Below are 17,270 nucleotides of genomic sequence, written 5' to 3' on the forward strand. Positions count from 1 at the left end.
ACAGGACTGTATGAAAACAGTCCTGTTTTTTCTTTGTTTTGTTACTTTTTGTTTGACTTTCTGTTGTTTTTAATCTATAATTAATAAAAAGATTTTACAATAACGATGTAATGCGCATCAGGAATAGGAGAGGGTAAAATGTTAGCAAACTTAAATGATGTATTGTATCCGGCAAAAAAGGGCAAATATGCAGTTGGTTTGTTCAATGCAGTTACGCTGGAGTTGGCAAGGGGGATTATTGCAGCGGCTGAAGAGACAGGATCTCCGGTTATTATGGGGACCGCAGAGGTTCTGCTTCCTTATGGTCCAATGGAAGAGTTGTCATATTTTTTAATTCCTATGGCTAAAAAGGCAAAAGTGCCTGTTGTCATCCATTTTGATCATGGACTGACAAAAGATGCCTGTCTGAAAGCTTTAGATCTGGGATTTTCATCGATTATGTATGACTGCTCTACGGACAGTTATGATGAAAATGTAGAGAAGGTGAGAGAAATGGCGGATATTGCCCACTCTTACGGAGCTACTATTGAAGGTGAACTGGGACATGTAGGAGATAATGAGGGCTCACATGAAGGCAGTTCCCACATGGAGGACCCGAGTAAATTCTATACAGATCCGGCACAGGCTAAAGATTTTGTAGATAAGACAGGAGTAGATGCTCTGGCAATTGCCGTAGGAACGGCGCATGGTGCCTATAAGCTTCCTCCAAAACTGGATTTTGAACGTATTAAAACAATTGCGAATACCATTGATGTTCCCCTGGTGCTGCATGGCGGTTCGGGACTGAAGGATGAAGATTTTAAGAAGGCAATTAATTGCGGAATCAGCAAGGTTAATATATTTACGGACATTAATATTGCAGCTGTAGAAGCAGAGTTCCGGGCATTTGAGTATATGGAAAAAGGGATTATAGACCTGGTGCCTGCAGCGGTGCAGGCAGTTAAGATGGAGGTCCGAAAGAAAATGGAATTGTTCGGGTCTGTGGGACAGGTCTATAGTAATAAAGCAGATATTCATGCGCTGATTGAACAGGTAGTGAAAGAAGTAATGGCGCAGTATAAAAAATAGATCCCTAATTATTTAAGTAAAGATCTTACAAGGGAGACACAGGAAGAGATTTCTAAAAAGCAATCCTCTAAATGTGTCTCTCTTTCTATGGTGTAAAAACCCTTATAGGAAATACTTTTCAATGTTTTTATCCATTTTGGTATATCAACCGAACCCTTTCCAAGAGGAGTTTCTAAAAAATAATCGCTGAGCCGGAAGTCCTCAATTCCACCCTCTGCAAAATAGTTGTAAATAAATGCCGGATCTGTTTTCTTCAGCATGATGCCGTCTTTTACATGAACATGCACGATTTTATCATGTAATTGAAGTACACCCATGCAGGGATCATCTCCCGTAACCATTACCAGGTTGGCAGGATCATAGTTAACTGCAATGTGGGGACAGTTAATATCCGTTAAGAACTGTTTTAAGTCAGGGACAGTTTCGGAACCCGTTTCCAGTGCAACGCTGATCTCACAGGCTTCCCCAAGTTCATTCAGGCGCTTACAGGCATCGGAAAGGGTATGCCAGGTCTTATTTTTTTCATTTGGAATCACCCCTAAGTGTGTGGTAATTATGGAGCAGTCCAGTTCTTTTGTCCACTGCATAATTCTTTTGGTCTTTTGGATACGCTGCGGATTATCGGATTCGTTTGCAAATCCGTGTCCCCCCAGGTCAGCGCATACAGCACTGACAGTTAACCCGGATTTTTGCAGCTGTTTACGAATGTTTAGTTTTTCTCCTGTACTTAAATTGTCGCAGTCTGATATTCCTGTGCCTCCGTAAAACTGGACTCCGTCCGCCCCGCATTTTGCGGCAAGTGCAATAGCTGATAAAATGTCCGTGTGAAATGATTCCAGCATAACGCCGATTTGATTCATAGTAACCTCCATTTCTGATTGGATTCCAGAAGCTTGTATACCTCAAAATAGGAATAGCGGTATGCAGTTTGCTGGAATACATGAACCTGTTTCAAAATTATCTGTATCTGAATGTGTACGGAATGTATTACAGAATATATTACAGAATAAGTAGTGACATTTTACAGGCAGTTACCAGTTCTTTAAGGACAGTGCATATTCAGAGGGTGTAATTCCGGTAATTTCTTTAAAGCGTCTGGAAAAATAATAGATATTGTCAAATCCTGTTTTTTCTGCAATCTGTGTAAAGGTATAATTACTCTCCTGAATCAGTCTTTTTGCTTCGCCAATCCGAATTCTGGTCAGGTAGGATATAACGGAGTATCCGGTCTGTTCTTTAAAAATTCTTTTTAACTGGGAGATGCTGATTCCGGCAATTTCAGCCAGTTTTTCCAATGTTAATTTTTCCTGGTACTTTGTTTCCAGTAATGAACTGATTTGTTTTACAGCTGCTGCATGATTTTGCAGTTCATTTGACCGGATACAGCGTTCCCGTATCCCAATGCTGTCGCCGTGCCGGTAGATACAGATAATCAGCTGTTCAAGGCTTGTTTTTAACAGCTGGTCACTGCCAAAAGGAGCACTGGCTTTCTTTTTCATGTTGATATTGGGAGGAGCTTTTTCAAATGATTCATAAGAAAGTTCCGATTCATTAACCACATTATGAAGGCATTGTTTTTCGCTTTGGTTTAAAAAAAGAATTTTATGCCTGAAATTTTCCATGCAGGGGCTGTCACATACAAAGGATACTACAATGACATTTGAGCCCCCGTGTCCCGTTTCCTGAAATTTATGAAACTCTCCCGGCTGATGAAAAGCAAGTTCACCAGCCTTTAGTAAATAACGCCTTTCACCGGCTGTAATTACAAGTTCACCCTGGTCTGCATAAATAAATTCCCAGAAGTCATGGCTTTCCCCTGAAAATAAAAAGTTTTTCGGAAGTTTGTAGTAAGAGATATTAATAAGCGCCGAAATGGATACTACGGTTTTTAACTCATATTTGTTATATTGTACCAACAAATCCCTCTTTTCTATAGTGCCTGAGCTAATAGTATAAAAACAGTGACGATTATGGTAAGGTATATTTTTAAAAATGATTTATAATTAGGTTTATAAGAATTATATATGGATTTTGCAAGGTTGTAAACAGAAAATATGAGATTCAGGAAAGGAGAATATTATTTTGAAGAAATCTATTAGTATCTGGTCATTTCAGGAAAGTGATGTTCGAAAGTGTATCAATCTTGCTTTTAAGGCAGGATTTCAGGGGATTGAGCTGGCGCTTGACAGTAACGGGGATGTGGCATTGGATACATCCGAAGAACAGCTGCTGTTAATCAAAAAAGAAGCAGCAGACAGTGGAATACAGATTCACAGTGTAGCAAGCGGACTTTATTGGGATTATTCTTTTACGTCAAATGTAGAAGATGAAAGGAAAAAGGCATACGAGATTGCAGTCTGCCAGATAAGGACAGCCAAGATTCTTGGAGCTGATTCAGTGTTAATTATTCCGGGAGCCGTAGGCGTGGATTTTATGAAGGAACGCGAGGTAATACCCTATGATACTGCTTATGAGAGAGCTTTGGCAGCATTTCAAAAGCTGAAAGCAGTAGCGGAAGAATATGAGATTCAAGTTGGAATTGAAAATGTATGGAATAAATTTTTAGTATCCCCCCTTGAAATGAGAACATTTATAGATCAGATAGACAGCCCGTTTGTAGGATCTTATTTTGATGTGGGAAATGTAGTATTTAACGGATATCCGGAACATTGGATAAAAATTCTGGGAGACAGAATTAAAAAGGTTCATTTTAAGGATTACAGGAGAGAAGCCGGGGGACTTTGCGGGTTTGTGGATCTGTTGGCTGGGGATGTAGACTGGAAGGGGGTTATGCAGGCATTTGAGAAAATAGGATATGACGGATGGTGTACTGCGGAAATGCTGCCTCCCTATAGCCAGTATAGCGATCAGATTATCTATAATACATCAGCGTCGATGGAACGCATATTCAGAAAGGAGTAGGTCATGTTAAAAATCGGATTAATAGGAGCAGGATATATGGGAAGCATGCATGCAGCATGTTATAAGGCTCTGGTTGGAGAAGGGGTAATGATTGCGGCAGTTGCTGATATACGTCAGGAGTATGCAGTGAAGGCAGCAGAAGCATTTCAGGCAAAGGTATATGGGGATGGTATGGAATTAATTGCAGATGGGGATGTGGATGCCATTGATATCTGTCTCCCTACGTACATGCATGCAGAATATGCAGCAGCCGCAATGAAAAAAGGAAAGGCTGTGTTTGTTGAAAAACCGGTATGTATGAAAAAAGAGGAAATGGATCTTTTATTAAAACTGGAGGAGGAGACAAAGGCTCCCGTTATGGTAGGAAAGTGCATTCGTCTCTGGAGTGAGTATGCATGGCTGAAAGAGACCGTGAGTAAAAATGTTTATGGAAAAGTATGCTCTGCTGTATTTAAGAGAGTCAGTCCTGCACCAACCTGGGCATGGGAAGGATGGCTGCAAAAAGCAGAATGCAGTGGGACGGTAGCCATGGATATGCATATTCACGATGTAGACTATGTAAGATACTTACTGGGAGATCCAAAAAAAATGCAGGCAAGCGTATCCAGAGATGGGACAGGAATGATACAGCAGATATTTGCATCTTATGATTATGGGAATCTTCCGGTTACTATTGAGGCATGCTGGGATTATCCGGAAGCTTTTCCGTTTGAAATGTACTACCGCATTAAATTTGAGGAAGCTACGGCTGTATTTTCTTCTGCTGCCAGCCCTTCCCTGGTGGTCTACCCGAAGGATGGAGGAAGAATTGTTCCGGAGCTTGAGAAAGAGTTTGAAAGTGAAAATGATATTGGTGGAAATGTATCCTCACTTGGCGGATATTACAATGAGCTTAAATATTTTACGGATCGGATTAAAGCTTCAGAGCCGCTGACTATTGCTACTTTAGCAGAATCTGTGAAATCAGTGGAGCTGGTGTTAAAGGAAATTGAAGAAGTCGGAGGGATGATTGTCAATGGATAAAACATATGGGGTAGCCCTGATTGGCTGCGGACATATGGGAGAGGCTCATATCAGCAATATTTATTATAAAACAAATGTGAGGATTGAATATGTCTGTGACCTGGACAGGAAAAAAGCAGAGCTGTTTCAAAAAAAGTACGGAGCACATCTGACCAGCAGCAATCCTATGGAATGCATTGAGGATAAGGCAGTGGACATTGTAATAATTGCGACTTACCCCAGCACTCATTTAGAACTGCTGTCTCTCTGTCTTAAAAATCATAAACATGTTCTCTGTGAGAAACCAATTGCAGGGAGCCGGGTGGAGGGAAAAGAGTTTCTGCGTCAGGTAAAGGAGCACCCGGAATGCAAGGTATTAATCGGGCATATCCTCCGTCATAATGCCACATATCAGAAAGTGGCGCAGATGATTCAGAATGGGGCAGTTGGAAAACCGATTGCATTTCGAATGGTGCAGAACCACCATACAATGGATTGGGAAAAGTATAAAAGGATGCTTGGTGAAGCATCTCCCCTTTTGGACTGCGGTGTGCATTATGTAGATATTATAAAATGGTTTACCGGTTCTGACGTAAAGAAAATAGCTGCCTCCGGTGCCAGAACAGAACCGGACCTCCCAGAGGGAAGCTTTAACTATGGAATGATGATGATAGAATTAAAAGATGGGTCCGCAGGGTACTATGAGGCAGGATGGAGTAATACGCTGTCTGCCGATAATCTAAAAGAATTTTCAGGTCCCAGGGGGAGTATCCGCATTATTTACAGAAAAGACAGACAGACCCATCAGGAGGAAGGGGATTTAATTGAGTATTATAAATATCCGGAAAAAGTATATGAAATGATTAATGTACAATGTCAGAGAAAGCCAACGGGGCTTCAGTTTGACCATCTGGTAAAAATGATTGAAACCGGTTGTGATGCTGTACCTACCATAGATGAGGTATATGAAAGCTTTGAAGTATGCCTAAGGGCACAGGAGCAGGTTGCAGGGGATAGTATGTAAGTTGTAGGGGAGCAGCGGAAACAGACAGGACAGATATCGGTCCTGACTGTTTTTGCTGCTTTTATATTTTTGTTTATCCTGATTTTATGTTTGTTTAATTTACGTTTATCTTATTTTTTTTATTTTTGATGAATAAATACATATATTAAAAATGATTTATTAAATCACTATTGATTTCTCGAAAACAGAAGATATGGATAGAAATCAGTGTTACGCATGGTTAAAATGTGTATAAATATGGAAATTAATAAGCATATTTTAGATGATACGACGGAATAATATTATAAAATTATTTTAAAAATGTATTGACAATAGATAAAATATAGAATATTATATAAAAATAAGATAAGGGAAAGGAATTATAAATAAAAATGATTTAATAAATATAAGACAGGAGGAACTAAGATGAATGTTTTGGCGGTGGGGTGCCATCCGGATGATTTGGAAATTGCATGTGGAGGTACACTTGCAAAATACGTGGATCAGGGCGCAGATGTTTATATGTGCCATGTAGCAAATGGAAATATGGGACATGTGGAAATTTTACCGGAACCATTAGCAAATCTGAGGGCGGTGGAATCGGAAAGTGCCGGAGAGGTACTGGGAGTAAAAAAAGTATTTAATCTGGATATTGGAGATATATTGGTAAACCGGTTTGATTATGAAGCTGTGGATGCGCTTGCAGATATTGTTAGATTTGTCAAACCGGATGTGATTATAACTCATAATGATATGGATTATATGCAGGATCATATAGAGACAAGCAGACTTGCATTTAACAGCAGTTTTATTGCAACACTGGCACATAAGTCCGTGCAATATGCGGCATTTAATGAATTTGTGCCTATTTATTTTATGGATACACTGGCGGGGGTAGATTTTATTCCTACGCATTATGTAGATGTTACCAAACAGATAGACAGAAAGTTAAAAGCTCTGGAGTGCCATGAATCACAGATTAAATGGATGCTGGAACATGACGGAATTGACTTTCTGGATATGGTGAGGACCTGCTCCAGATACAGGGGGTATCAGTGCGGGGTTGCATATGCAGAAGGGTATCGGCCGTGTACCGTCTATCCAAGGATGACCACAAAACAGTTACTGCCATAATAGACGTTAGCGGCAAAAACATTAGCAAAAACCATGTAATGGAAGAAAGGACAGGATCTTATGAAGATTAATTTTAACGAAACAGTTGGGGGAAGTTTATTAGAAGGATTTTATCCAAAGGGATGGGATATGGAGAAGATTGATGAGTGCTGCAGCCATAGCCCGAAGGACATTGCAGAACGACAGGATTTCTGGAATCCGGATTTTGATATCGCAGCTTGTAAATCGGTGGAAGAATTCAATGTAAAACTGGGACATGAAATTGCCCTGGAGATTAGGGAGTCAAAAGAAAAAGGACAGACACTGGCACTGATTTTACCGGTTGGGCCTATGGGTATGTATGAATGGATCGTCTATTATCTAAAGAGATGGAATGTCTCCTGTGACCATCTGTATTGTTTTAATATGGACGAATGGGCTGATAAAGAAGGCAATACGCTGGACAGCACGGATCCGGGTTCCTTTCAGTATGCAATGGAACATGCATTTTATAATCCATTGGGAGAATTAACCGTACCTGAATCCCACAGGAATTTTGCAACACGGGAAAATCTGCCTGCATATCCTGAGAAAATCAAATGTTTAAAAGAGCAGGGAGCAAGACTTGTAACAGTTTACGGTATTGGAAGGATGTGTCATATTGCATTCTGGGAACCGCATTTTGCAGCGGAGTTTGATACAGATGATGACTGGAAAGAACAATGCTACAGGAAAGGTGCATTACTTCATCCATTGACAATTGAACAGAATGCCATTACCAGCTTTAAGAGCAGGACATCCCTTGTGCCATGTACGGCTAATACCATTGGACCCGGTTTATTCCTTCAGTCTGACAGGATGATCGGAGGAGCAGACGGTGCATTTACAAGAGGAATGCAATGGCAGGGAATGTCTCTGTGGATGACTCTGCGTTATGGACCTTCAAGATGGGTTACTTCTTCTTATATTCCTACAGTTCCCGGAACACTCCTTTATCTGGAGGAATTGGCCGGGCCATTGGTAGCAGAATGTAATTAAGGAGGAGATATATGGGTGCAAAAAGTAATTCACATGGAAAAAATATTATGGAAATTCTGGCAAAATTCTCAAAGGATTATATGTCCCTGGTTGCCATATTGTTAATTGGAATTGTCTTTTCCATTGCTTCGCCTTATTTCTTCAGCGGATCAAACTTTGCAAATATTTTGCTGCAGTCTTCTACAGTTGGAATTGTAGCGATTGGTCAGGCACTTTTGATGATTACGGGACAGGTGGATTTATCACTGGGGTATAATGTCTGTCTGACAGGCTGTGTATTTGCGTATACAATGAAGTTTTTAAGCTTTAATCCCTATCTTGCTATTGTTGTTGCTTTGATTTTAGGTTTTGCAATTGGGGCGGCAAATGGTGCACTTGTGGCTTATTGTAAATTACCGGCATTTATTGCCACACTGGGTCTTCAGAATGTTTGTAAAGGTCTGGCAAAAATTATCACTAATGCTACGCCTATTGCTAATCTGCCAAATGAAATTTCCTTTATTGGAAGAGGATACATTGCAGCAATTCCTATTTGTGTTGTCATAATGATTCTTTTGTACATATTATTTTCATTTATTATGCGGAAAACAAAGTTTGGAAGAAATGTGTATGCGGTAGGAGGCGGAACGGAAGCAGCTTTCTATTCGGGAATTAATACGAAAATGGTTATATTTTTATCTTTTGCAATAGCAGGGCTTTTGGCTGCTGTCTCCGGTGTTGTGCTTACCAGCAGGTTAAATTCCGCAGCAATTACCAATGGAAACCTTTATGAGTTTGATGCTTACATATCTGCTGCCATTGGAGGGGTCAGTCTGGCAGGTGGAAAAGGAAAAATTATTGGGGCTATGTTTGGTTCTATTTTCCTGATTACATTCTTTAATGGAATGACAATGTTGAATGTAGATCCGTTCTGGCAGGACGTATTAAAAGGCGTCGTACTGATTATTGCAATCGGCCTGGATGTATTCCGTAACAGGAGAAAGCATTAATACGCCAAAAGGAGGGGGTTTACATTGAAAGATATCATACTTGAATTAAAACATATTACGCAGGAGTTTCCGGGTGTGAAAGCTCTGGATGATGTCAGTTTTGAAATTGAGCGCGGTATAATACATGCACTGGTAGGTGAAAATGGTGCCGGCAAATCTACGTTAATTAAAGTATTGGCAGGTATTAATGTACATTATCAGGGAGAAGTGATTTTTGAAGGTAAAAAGTTTGCTGTTAAAAATCCATATGCTGCAAAAGAGTATGGAATCAGTGTAGTCCATCAGGAACTAAAACTGGCAGAGACATTAACCGTTGCAGAAAACATTTTTCTTGGACGCTTAAAGATGGCAAAGGGAATGGTTGACTGGTCAGGCATGAAGAAACGTGCAAGACAGATGTTGGATGATCTTGGTGTAGATCTGGATGAGAATGAGACAGTAGACAATTTATCCGTCGCTAAAAAGCAGATTGTAGAAATCTGCAAAGCTATGAATTATGACTGTAAAGTGCTTGTTATGGATGAGCCATCCGCAGTACTTACCGATAAAGAGCTGGATATTCTATTTGAAATCATTGATAAACTGGTTAAGAAAGGCGTTACGATTATTTATATTTCTCATAAAATGGATGAAATCTTCAATATATGCCAGAATGTAACAGTTTTGCGGGATGGAAAGCATATTAAAACCATGTCTTTAGAAGGGGTGAAAAGGCAGGAATTAATCAGTCTTATGGTAGGCAGGGATATGGGAATGGAATATCCCAAAGAAATTATTAAAATTGGGGAACCAATCCTGGAAGTGGAGCATTTGACCAGGGAGGGAGTATTCAGAGATGTTTCCTTTAAACTTAAAAAAGGAGAAGTACTTGGAGTATCAGGTCTTGTTGGATCAGGAAGAACTGAAATTATGAAGGCAATTTTGGGAATCGATAAGACTACTTCTGGAACGGTAATTTTTAAAGGGAAACAGATTGTAAACAAAAACTTTAAACATGCAATACAGCGGGGGTTTGGCCTTGTGCCGGAGGATCGGAAAAAGCAGGGGCTGGTACAGATTTTCTCAGTCAGTGAAAATATCTGTATGGTAAATCGCAAAAGTGTCATTGAAAAGGGCTTGATCCGAAATAGACTGGTTAAAAAAATATCCCATGAATATGTGAAAAAACTTAATGTGTCTACACCGGAGATCAGCACGGAGGTTCAGTACCTCAGTGGCGGAAACCAGCAAAAGGTGGTAATTGCCAAATGGCTGCTGCAGGACAGTGAAATTATTATATTGGATGAACCTACAAGGGGAATTGATGTAGGAGCCAAATCTGAGATTTACAGGCTGATTAACCAGCTTGTGAAGAGTGGAAAGAGCGTGATTATGATTTCCTCAGAATTACCGGAAATCATTGGTATGAGTGATAGGGTAATCATTATTCACGAGGGCAGGCTCGTGGGAGAACTGTCAAGGGAAGAACTTTCCCAGGAAAAAATTATGTCACTATGTGTTTAGCTGTTTTCCATTGTAAAGGAGAGTGGCAATCAAAGGGTCCGGACAGATCACGAATTTAAAAACTGTCGGAGGGGTTTTAAACCAAGGAGGAAAAATATGAGTAAAATGATGAAGAAGGTAATGGCTTTATTATGTACAGCTTCTATGAGTGCTGCTATGCTGGCTGGATGCAGCAGTGGAAATGAAAATCAGACAACGAAAGCTACGGAAGGAGCAGCAAAAGAAACCACAGCTGCAGCCGGGGAGACAACAGCGGAAACCCAGAAAGAGACGGCAAAAGCTGCTGATAATGGGGAAAAGAAAAGAATTGGAATCAGCCTGGTATATAAAGGTGATGAATGGTGTGCAGCTGTGGATCAGGAATTTAATAAGCAGGCAGCAGATTTCGGTTATGAGGTAAATATCCAGGATGGAAATCTGGATAATGAGACACAGGTTAAACAAATTGAGAATTTTATTACCCAGCAGTATGACCTGATTGCAGTTGATCCGGCAAGTCCTGAAGGTATTATTCCGGCATTGGAAAAGGCTACACAGGCGGGAATCCCTATTGTAGTATTTGATTCTGCAACTACTTATGAAGGCATTGTCTCCTATGTATCCTGGGACAGTTATGAAACAGGTACTTTGATCGGTGAATATCTCCACGGATTAATCGAAAAGGACCATGGCGGAAAAGCCAACATTGCAGTTTTAACTATGGCAAGTCCGGTCAACATTGCAGATAGAATAAAAGGTGTAAAGGATGCTTTAAAGGATCTGGATATTACTTATGTAGCAGAACAGGAATACGAAGGAAACCGTGAAAAAGCGGCAAATATTATTACTAATATTAAAGAAAATATTGACTTTGTAGTATCGGGTCAGGACAATGGCGCATGGGGAGCGGTATCAGCATTGCAGGCACTGAATAATACTACAACAAAATGCTATTCTATGGGTGCTTATGGTACAGAACCATTTGATGCATTAAAAGCAAATGATTCGAATTATCAGGGTACAGTAGCAGTATCTCCAAGCAAACTGGTAAAGGCTACTTATCAAGTTATGGATGACTATTTTGCAGGAAAGACAGATATTCCGAAAGTTGTTAATATTGATCTGGATTTGGTAACTACGGATAACATCAATGAATATCTGAGTAAATAGTGTTTGTAAGGCTCTTTATCTGTACGCCGGTTAAAGAGCCTTATTTGCATTTGATTGTTAAAGTGAGCGACTCTCTGTGAGTGATGAAAGTAATAGGGTTGAGAGAAAATTATGAGATAGAAAGGAAGCCACGATTTGATTTTTTCAACCTTTTAAATGTGGCGGTATTGCAGGTAAGCCGGCAATATGCATTGGGTATAAAAATGAAAGATATTGTAAGATGGGGGATTGTAGGAGCGGGTGGAATAGCAAGAAGAAGGACGATTCCTGCTATTAATGAAATATCAAATGCATCCATTCAGGCAGTCATGGATACCAATACCAACGGAATGATTGATCTGATGAAGGAATACGATATTCCGGATGTATATGGCAACATAGATGATATGCTGAGAAATGCAGATATAGACGCGGTATATATTGCGTCTCCGGTACTATTTCATAAAGAACAGGCAATTAAAATTTTAGAGGCAGGAAAACATCTGTTAATTGAAAAACCGCTTGGAATTCATGCATCTGCCGCAAAAGAAATTATGGAGTGTGCCAAAACAAAAAATGTCTGTGCCGGTGTGGCAATGGTTATGCGTTTTCATGATGGACATCAGAAGATAAAAGAGATGATAGGTCACAAAGATCTGGGGGAAATTGTTTCCTGCAGAGGTCAGTTAACCTGCTGGTTTCCGCCTATGGAGGGAAATTGGCGTCAGAATCCGGCGATTTCCGGTGGTGGAGCACTTATGGATATGGGAATCCATTGTATAGACCTTATGAAATATCTGATGGATGACCGGGCTAAGAAAACAGTGGGAATAATTGAAAATAAAAGTTTTTCTTATCCGGTAGAAGACTCTGCTTCCTTTATGCTGAAGATGAAAAAAGGTGCGACCTGTTATATTGATGCCTATTTTAATATACCGGATCAGGCTGCAAAATGCTTTCTGGAAATCTATGGTACAAAAGGAAGTATTATTGCAAATGGCACGATTGGACAGGATGGTTGCGGAGATATAAAAGTATACATCGAGCAGGAAGATAAGGGGTATGAGAGTAGCCAGGTTAGGAATAAGCAGGCAGAAGCCGTGACCATGGAGTTTGAGCAGGTAAATATGTATGCAAAGCAGCTGAGCGAGTTTTCGGAATGTATACTTACAGGAAAAGAACCCAGAACCACGATGGAAGACGCTTATGATACGATGAAAATTATCGATGCTGTATATGAGTCAGCAAAAGAAGAAAGGGTGATCTATCTTTAAAATTAAGAAGGAAAAGGAATTTGCTTTTCCTTCTTAATATCTAGTAGTCCATAAAGCTCAAATCCCCGATAAATTCTTGTCTATTTTCCAAACTTTATGGACTACCAGACAGATCATATTATATCGTCAGGTTTCCGGTAAATAACTGGTCTAATATAACACAGACAGATCCGTAAAGAGGACTATTTTCCTCAAATTTTGTCTTATGCAGAGTTATAGTGCGGTTATTGCGAAAAATACTGATCTGGTTCAGGGTATAGGCTATAGAAGCCAGTATTTCATCCGGAAAATATACGGCGGAGTGACCAAATACCACTGTACTAATATCAATTATATTAATCAGGTTATTAAGAGCATAGGCAAGCTGATCAGATATGTTTTGCAGAATGGAGTATGCTTTCACTGAAGTAGTGCAGTATTCCATGGTTTCTTTAAAGGTGGTCAGCCTGGTGCCGCAGGCTTCATTGATTCTGTGAATGATAACAGGAGCACTGGCATACAGTTCCAGGCATCCGCGGTTGCCGCAATTGCATTTGGGACCTTTAAAATCAATGGTGGTATGTCCAAGTTCTCCGCAGGAGCCGGTAAGGTTATTTAACAGCTGCTTATTTGAAACAATGGCGGAAGCTATTCCATTTGTAATACCAATATACAGGAAGTTTTCTTTTTGCTGTCCAATGCCATAGTACATTTCGCAAAGAGCGGCTGCCTGCATATCATTTTTTACATACACGGGAATATCAAATCTGGGGGACATATAACTTTTAATGTCCATTTCTTTAATATTAAAAAAGTTAGTTACATTTTTGATTACACCGTGGATGGTATCTACAACACCGATCGTGGAAATACCGATACCAAGTACCGGACGTTCTGTCAGGTGAAGGAGGTATTCAGCCAGACGATATGCCTTTTCCAATATGGATTCGGAAGTTTCATTTTCCTCAAAGTCTTCCTGTTTTGCTGCTACCAGCTTCAGACTTAAATCACTTAAGATTCCAAAGAGAAAGTCTTTTGAAATCCAGATTCCAGCTACAACAGGAGAAGTAGGAGAAATGGTAAGGATTTTTGGTGTTCTTCCCAGATTTTTGGAGTCAGAGGAAGCTTCTGATTCAACAATAATATTCTGCTGTAATAGTTCAGAGGTAATATTGGTCAGCGTCATGGAAGTAAGCTTTGAGCGCTGTGCAAGACTGTTTCGTGTGGTACCATTTCCAGTGGCAATCAATTGTAATATTAAAGCACGGTTATATTCTTTTACGCCGATAAGGTTTAATCCTGATTTTTTCATAACGTTTTATCCTTTAATTTATAAAAATATTTTATTATATATATTGTAACCTATTTTTCAAAGTGTGTAAACCACAAAAAAAGCAAATCAGTATTTAAGAGGAGGGATTGGAATATGGGAAGAGATTATTTTAATCGCAGAAACTATGGATGCAGAATAAAAGAATTTACAATCAATGGGTATCGCCATATGTCATTAGAAAATAACCTGATAAAAATAGGTATAGCGTTGGATAAAGGGGCAGATATCTATGAATTTTTATATAAACCAAAGGATATTGAGTTTATGTTCAGTTGGGGAACTCATATGGACAGCGATATCGTGCCTGGGATCGCGTCCGGCAAAGGAAATTTTATGGATTATTATGAAGGCGGATGGCAGGAGTTATTTCCGGGAATAAGCTGTGGAGAAGGGGTAAATGGGGCTGAAATGGGAATGCATGGAGAGGTTGCTCTGCTCCCCTGGAACATGGATGTGTTGGAGGATTCAGAGAAAAAGATTACAGTAGAGTTATCGGTAGCGACCCTTCGTTTTCCGTTTATTCTGAAAAAGACACTGACACTTCTGGAAAATGATTCAGTTCTTTATGTGGAGGAAGAAATTATAAACAGCGGTGTGCAGACAATGCAATACCAGTGGGGGCACCATCCTGCAATAGGAGGTAATTTTCTGGATGAGACCTGTGAGATTATAGTAAAAGGTACTCCGGCTGTAAAGGGGGTACAGGCAGACCTGGGTTCGGTAAGCTGCCTGGAAGCAGGTCAGGAAGGTATCTGGCCTGTAGTGACGGACCAGTCAGGTAATCCTTGTGATTTAAGCAAAGTAGAGAAAAAGGAAAGTAAAACATACAGGGAGTTTTCCTTGTCAAATTTAGAAGAAGCGGAATTTATTGTTAAAAACAACAGGCTGCAGATCGGATTTGGAATGAGATGGGAAAAGGATGTATTTCCACATTTATGGGTATGGCAGATGTATGGAGGAGGATTTGATTATCCATTCTACGGAAATGCATATACATTGGCATTAGAGATGTGGAATTCCCTGCCCGGAGGTCTAAGTGAAGCAATAAGGCAGAAAACAGCACCCTCTATAGGACCTTCTGCAAATAAAAAGACGAGGTTTCAGGTTTTTGTAACATTACCGGATGAAGCGTAGAAGAAAGAGCGGTTTCAGTTTGGAAGAAAACCACTTTCACACTGCTGATTAAGAAATAGCGCAAGCCAGTTTGTGCTATTAAGGAGGATTAAGGATGGAACAATCGTTAATGGAAAGATGCATGGATGAGGAAAAACTGTATCAGTTTACATCTTTTTCTCATAAAAATGCTTTTAATTTGGGAATGGAGCTGCTAAAGGTCAGCCAGGAAAAGAAAGAAACAGTAGCAATTGAAGTAAAGATAAATCAGGTAAGCGTTTTTAAATACCTACCGGATGGAACCGGAAAGTTTCATGAAATGTGGCTGAAAAGAAAAAGTAATATGGTGGAAGTAATGGAGATGAGCACTCTGAGAGCATATGCCCAGCTGGAAGAAAACCAGGAAGATATGATTAAAGACTGGTTTTTAGAGCCAGAAGATTATGCTGCCTGCGGAGGAGGGTTTCCAATACGCTTAAAAGGAGGAAGCGTAATAGGATCAATTTGCGTTTCCGGGCTTCCTCATTTAGAAGATCATGCAATTTTAATAGAGGGGATAAGCAGATTCTTGGATAATTAGATTTTTTTTATAAATGCAATTAAATGCAAAGTAAAAGTTGACAAAAATGAAAATGGAGTATAAGATAAAGATACAAAGGCAGTCGCCTTCACAAGCGTGACTTCCACTATGGTTAATTAAAAATAATCACCCACTACTTTGGCGGCAGGGGTGATTATTTTTTTGTATCTTTATGTTTAGAGTAAATAAGGATATTACAAATTCAAAAAAAGCGTAAATAAGTAAATGAAAGATAGTATGTGATCTGACTGTCGTAGGCAGATCAATTGTTTATAAGAAATGAATTAATTTCAAATAAATGCAAAGTAAAAGTTGACAAAAACTAAAATGGAGTGTAAGATAAAGATACAAAGGCAGTCGCTTTCACAAGCGTGACTTCCACTATGGTTAATTAAAAATAATCACCCACTACTTTGGAGGGCAGGGGTGATTATTTTTTTGTATCTTTATGTTTAGAGTAAATAAGGATAGCAACGATTAAAGAAGCTACATTTATGATAATCATAAATTCTTCGTAAGTACTCATTATACCACCTCCTATCGGAAGTGGGAATCACCCTTGCAGAACGACTGCCTAAGTAAAGTATAAAACAATTAAATTAAAAATGCATTGAATTACAAATTCAAAAAAAGTGTAAATAAGTAAATTAAAGATAGTATGTGATCTGACTGTCGTAGGCAGATTAATTGTTTATAAGAAATGAATTGAAATTGATTATAAATAAATGCAAATTACAAGTTGACAAAAATGAAAATGGAGTGTAAGATAAAGATACAAAGGCAGTCGCTTTCACAAGCGTGACTTCCACTATGGTTAATTAAAAATAATCACCCACTACTTTGGATGGCAGGGGTGATTATTTTTTTGTATCTTTATGTTTAGAGTAAATAAGGATAGCAACGATTAAAGAAGCTACATTTATGATAATCATAAATTCTTCGTAAGTACTCATTATACCACCTCCTATCGGAAGTGGGAATCACCCTTGCAGAACGACTGCCTAAGTGAAGTATAAAACAATTAAATTAAAAATGCATTGAATTACAAATTCAAAAAAAGTGTAAATAAGGAAATTAAAGATAGTATGTGATCTGGCTGTTATAGTCATAGCATTTGCGCCAAACATATAGTTAATTAGTGTCGGCAATACTTGATTTGAACCAAATAAATATATCATGTAAATTAAATTTACTTTTATAAGTCCCAAAAAAGTAAAAAACCCTT

At 39.2% G+C, this 17,270-nt stretch carries 15 protein-coding genes; 12 read left to right on the top strand and 3 right to left on the bottom strand.

Annotated elements, in window-relative coordinates; genetic code table 11:
• Positions 1-138: 138 nt before the first annotated feature.
• Positions 139-1,068: a class II fructose-bisphosphate aldolase gene (locus CD03_RS0121525; RefSeq protein ID WP_027295407.1), complete on the top strand. Its 930-nt coding sequence runs from the start codon at positions 139-141 to the stop codon at positions 1,066-1,068.
• An 8-nt stretch (positions 1,069-1,076) separates the two neighbouring features.
• On the opposite strand, the gene CD03_RS0121530 is transcribed toward CD03_RS0121525, so the two are convergent.
• Both CD03_RS0121530 and CD03_RS0121535 read right to left on the bottom strand, forming a co-directional pair.
• Positions 1,077-1,928 (bottom strand): sugar phosphate isomerase/epimerase family protein, encoded by an 852-nt coding sequence (locus tag CD03_RS0121530; protein ID WP_052377906.1) that lies wholly within the window; start codon positions 1,926-1,928, stop codon positions 1,077-1,079.
• Positions 1,929-2,099: 171 nt separating this feature from the next.
• The gene (locus CD03_RS0121535; RefSeq protein WP_027295409.1) at positions 2,100-2,984 is read right to left on the bottom strand and encodes an AraC family transcriptional regulator; all 885 of its coding nucleotides are present in this window, start codon (positions 2,982-2,984) and stop codon (positions 2,100-2,102) included.
• 166 nt (positions 2,985-3,150) lie between these two features.
• Here CD03_RS0121535 and CD03_RS0121540 point away from each other — a divergent pair, with 166 nt between their 5' ends.
• The 9 genes from CD03_RS0121540 (at position 3,151) to CD03_RS0121580 (ending at position 13,040) form a co-directional block, all read left to right on the top strand.
• Positions 3,151-3,990 carry a sugar phosphate isomerase/epimerase family protein gene (locus tag CD03_RS0121540; RefSeq protein WP_027295410.1) on the top strand — a complete coding sequence of 280 codons (840 nt, stop codon included), beginning with the start codon at positions 3,151-3,153 and terminating at the stop codon, positions 3,988-3,990.
• Positions 3,991-3,993: 3 nt separating this feature from the next.
• Positions 3,994-5,013 carry a Gfo/Idh/MocA family protein gene (locus CD03_RS0121545; protein ID WP_027295411.1) on the top strand — a complete coding sequence of 340 codons (1,020 nt, stop codon included), beginning with the start codon at positions 3,994-3,996 and terminating at the stop codon, positions 5,011-5,013.
• Complete coding sequence (locus CD03_RS0121550) at positions 5,006-6,016, top strand: Gfo/Idh/MocA family protein (protein ID WP_027295412.1); 1,011 nt, start codon at positions 5,006-5,008, stop codon at positions 6,014-6,016. The genes CD03_RS0121545 and CD03_RS0121550 overlap by 8 nt, the downstream gene beginning before the upstream one ends.
• A gap of 405 nt (positions 6,017-6,421) precedes the next feature.
• Complete coding sequence (locus tag CD03_RS0121555; protein WP_027295413.1) at positions 6,422-7,129, top strand: PIG-L deacetylase family protein; 708 nt, start codon at positions 6,422-6,424, stop codon at positions 7,127-7,129.
• 60 nt (positions 7,130-7,189) lie between these two features.
• A complete protein-coding gene (locus CD03_RS0121560; RefSeq protein ID WP_044289579.1) occupies positions 7,190-8,146 on the top strand; it encodes a 6-phosphogluconolactonase in 957 nt (318 codons plus the stop codon).
• A gap of 11 nt (positions 8,147-8,157) precedes the next feature.
• Positions 8,158-9,135 (top strand): ABC transporter permease, encoded by a 978-nt coding sequence (locus tag CD03_RS0121565; protein ID WP_052377907.1) that lies wholly within the window; start codon positions 8,158-8,160, stop codon positions 9,133-9,135.
• 24 nt (positions 9,136-9,159) lie between these two features.
• A complete protein-coding gene (locus tag CD03_RS0121570; protein ID WP_027295416.1) occupies positions 9,160-10,638 on the top strand; it encodes a sugar ABC transporter ATP-binding protein in 1,479 nt (492 codons plus the stop codon).
• 96 nt (positions 10,639-10,734) lie between these two features.
• Positions 10,735-11,787: a sugar ABC transporter substrate-binding protein gene (locus tag CD03_RS0121575; protein WP_027295417.1), complete on the top strand. Its 1,053-nt coding sequence runs from the start codon at positions 10,735-10,737 to the stop codon at positions 11,785-11,787.
• Positions 11,788-11,945: 158 nt separating this feature from the next.
• Positions 11,946-13,040, top strand: coding sequence for a Gfo/Idh/MocA family protein (locus tag CD03_RS0121580; RefSeq protein WP_052377908.1), 1,095 nt, complete (start codon positions 11,946-11,948; stop codon positions 13,038-13,040).
• 118 nt (positions 13,041-13,158) lie between these two features.
• Here CD03_RS0121580 and CD03_RS0121585 read toward each other — a convergent pair whose 3' ends face one another.
• Positions 13,159-14,331, bottom strand: a complete 1,173-nt coding sequence (locus tag CD03_RS0121585; protein ID WP_027295419.1) for an ROK family protein — start codon at positions 14,329-14,331, stop codon at positions 13,159-13,161.
• Between the two features lie 114 nt (positions 14,332-14,445).
• Between CD03_RS0121585 and CD03_RS0121590 the strand changes: the two genes are divergently transcribed.
• Together CD03_RS0121590 and CD03_RS0121595 are read left to right on the top strand one after the other, a co-directional pair.
• Entirely contained in the window at positions 14,446-15,486 is a 1,041-nt protein-coding gene (locus tag CD03_RS0121590; protein WP_027295420.1) for a DUF4432 family protein, read from the top strand.
• Positions 15,487-15,580: 94 nt separating this feature from the next.
• Positions 15,581-16,045 (top strand): heme-binding protein, encoded by a 465-nt coding sequence (locus CD03_RS0121595; protein ID WP_027295421.1) that lies wholly within the window; start codon positions 15,581-15,583, stop codon positions 16,043-16,045.
• The last annotated feature ends 1,225 nt before the right edge of the window (positions 16,046-17,270 follow it).

It is taken from the genome of Robinsoniella sp. KNHs210, assembly GCF_000686105.1.
GTDB lineage: Bacteria > Bacillota > Clostridia > Lachnospirales > Lachnospiraceae > Robinsoniella > Robinsoniella peoriensis.

What these genes read in the sequence shown, in the direction of transcription:
- CD03_RS0121545 (WP_027295411.1), top strand. Translation starts at nt 3,994, where the DNA reads ATGTTAAAAATCGGATTAATAGGAGCAGGATATATGGGAAGCATGCAT.
- CD03_RS0121565 (WP_052377907.1), top strand. Translation starts at nt 8,158, where the DNA reads ATGGGTGCAAAAAGTAATTCACATGGAAAAAATATTATGGAAATTCTG.
- CD03_RS0121585 (WP_027295419.1), bottom strand. Translation starts at nt 14,331, where the DNA reads ATGAAAAAATCAGGATTAAACCTTATCGGCGTAAAAGAATATAACCGT.
- CD03_RS0121525 (WP_027295407.1), top strand. Translation starts at nt 139, where the DNA reads ATGTTAGCAAACTTAAATGATGTATTGTATCCGGCAAAAAAGGGCAAA.
- CD03_RS0121590 (WP_027295420.1), top strand. Translation starts at nt 14,446, where the DNA reads ATGGGAAGAGATTATTTTAATCGCAGAAACTATGGATGCAGAATAAAA.
- CD03_RS0121575 (WP_027295417.1), top strand. Translation starts at nt 10,735, where the DNA reads ATGAGTAAAATGATGAAGAAGGTAATGGCTTTATTATGTACAGCTTCT.
- CD03_RS0121555 (WP_027295413.1), top strand. Translation starts at nt 6,422, where the DNA reads ATGAATGTTTTGGCGGTGGGGTGCCATCCGGATGATTTGGAAATTGCA.
- CD03_RS0121595 (WP_027295421.1), top strand. Translation starts at nt 15,581, where the DNA reads ATGGAACAATCGTTAATGGAAAGATGCATGGATGAGGAAAAACTGTAT.
- CD03_RS0121560 (WP_044289579.1), top strand. Translation starts at nt 7,190, where the DNA reads ATGAAGATTAATTTTAACGAAACAGTTGGGGGAAGTTTATTAGAAGGA.
- CD03_RS0121550 (WP_027295412.1), top strand. Translation starts at nt 5,006, where the DNA reads ATGGATAAAACATATGGGGTAGCCCTGATTGGCTGCGGACATATGGGA.
- CD03_RS0121530 (WP_052377906.1), bottom strand. Translation starts at nt 1,928, where the DNA reads ATGAATCAAATCGGCGTTATGCTGGAATCATTTCACACGGACATTTTA.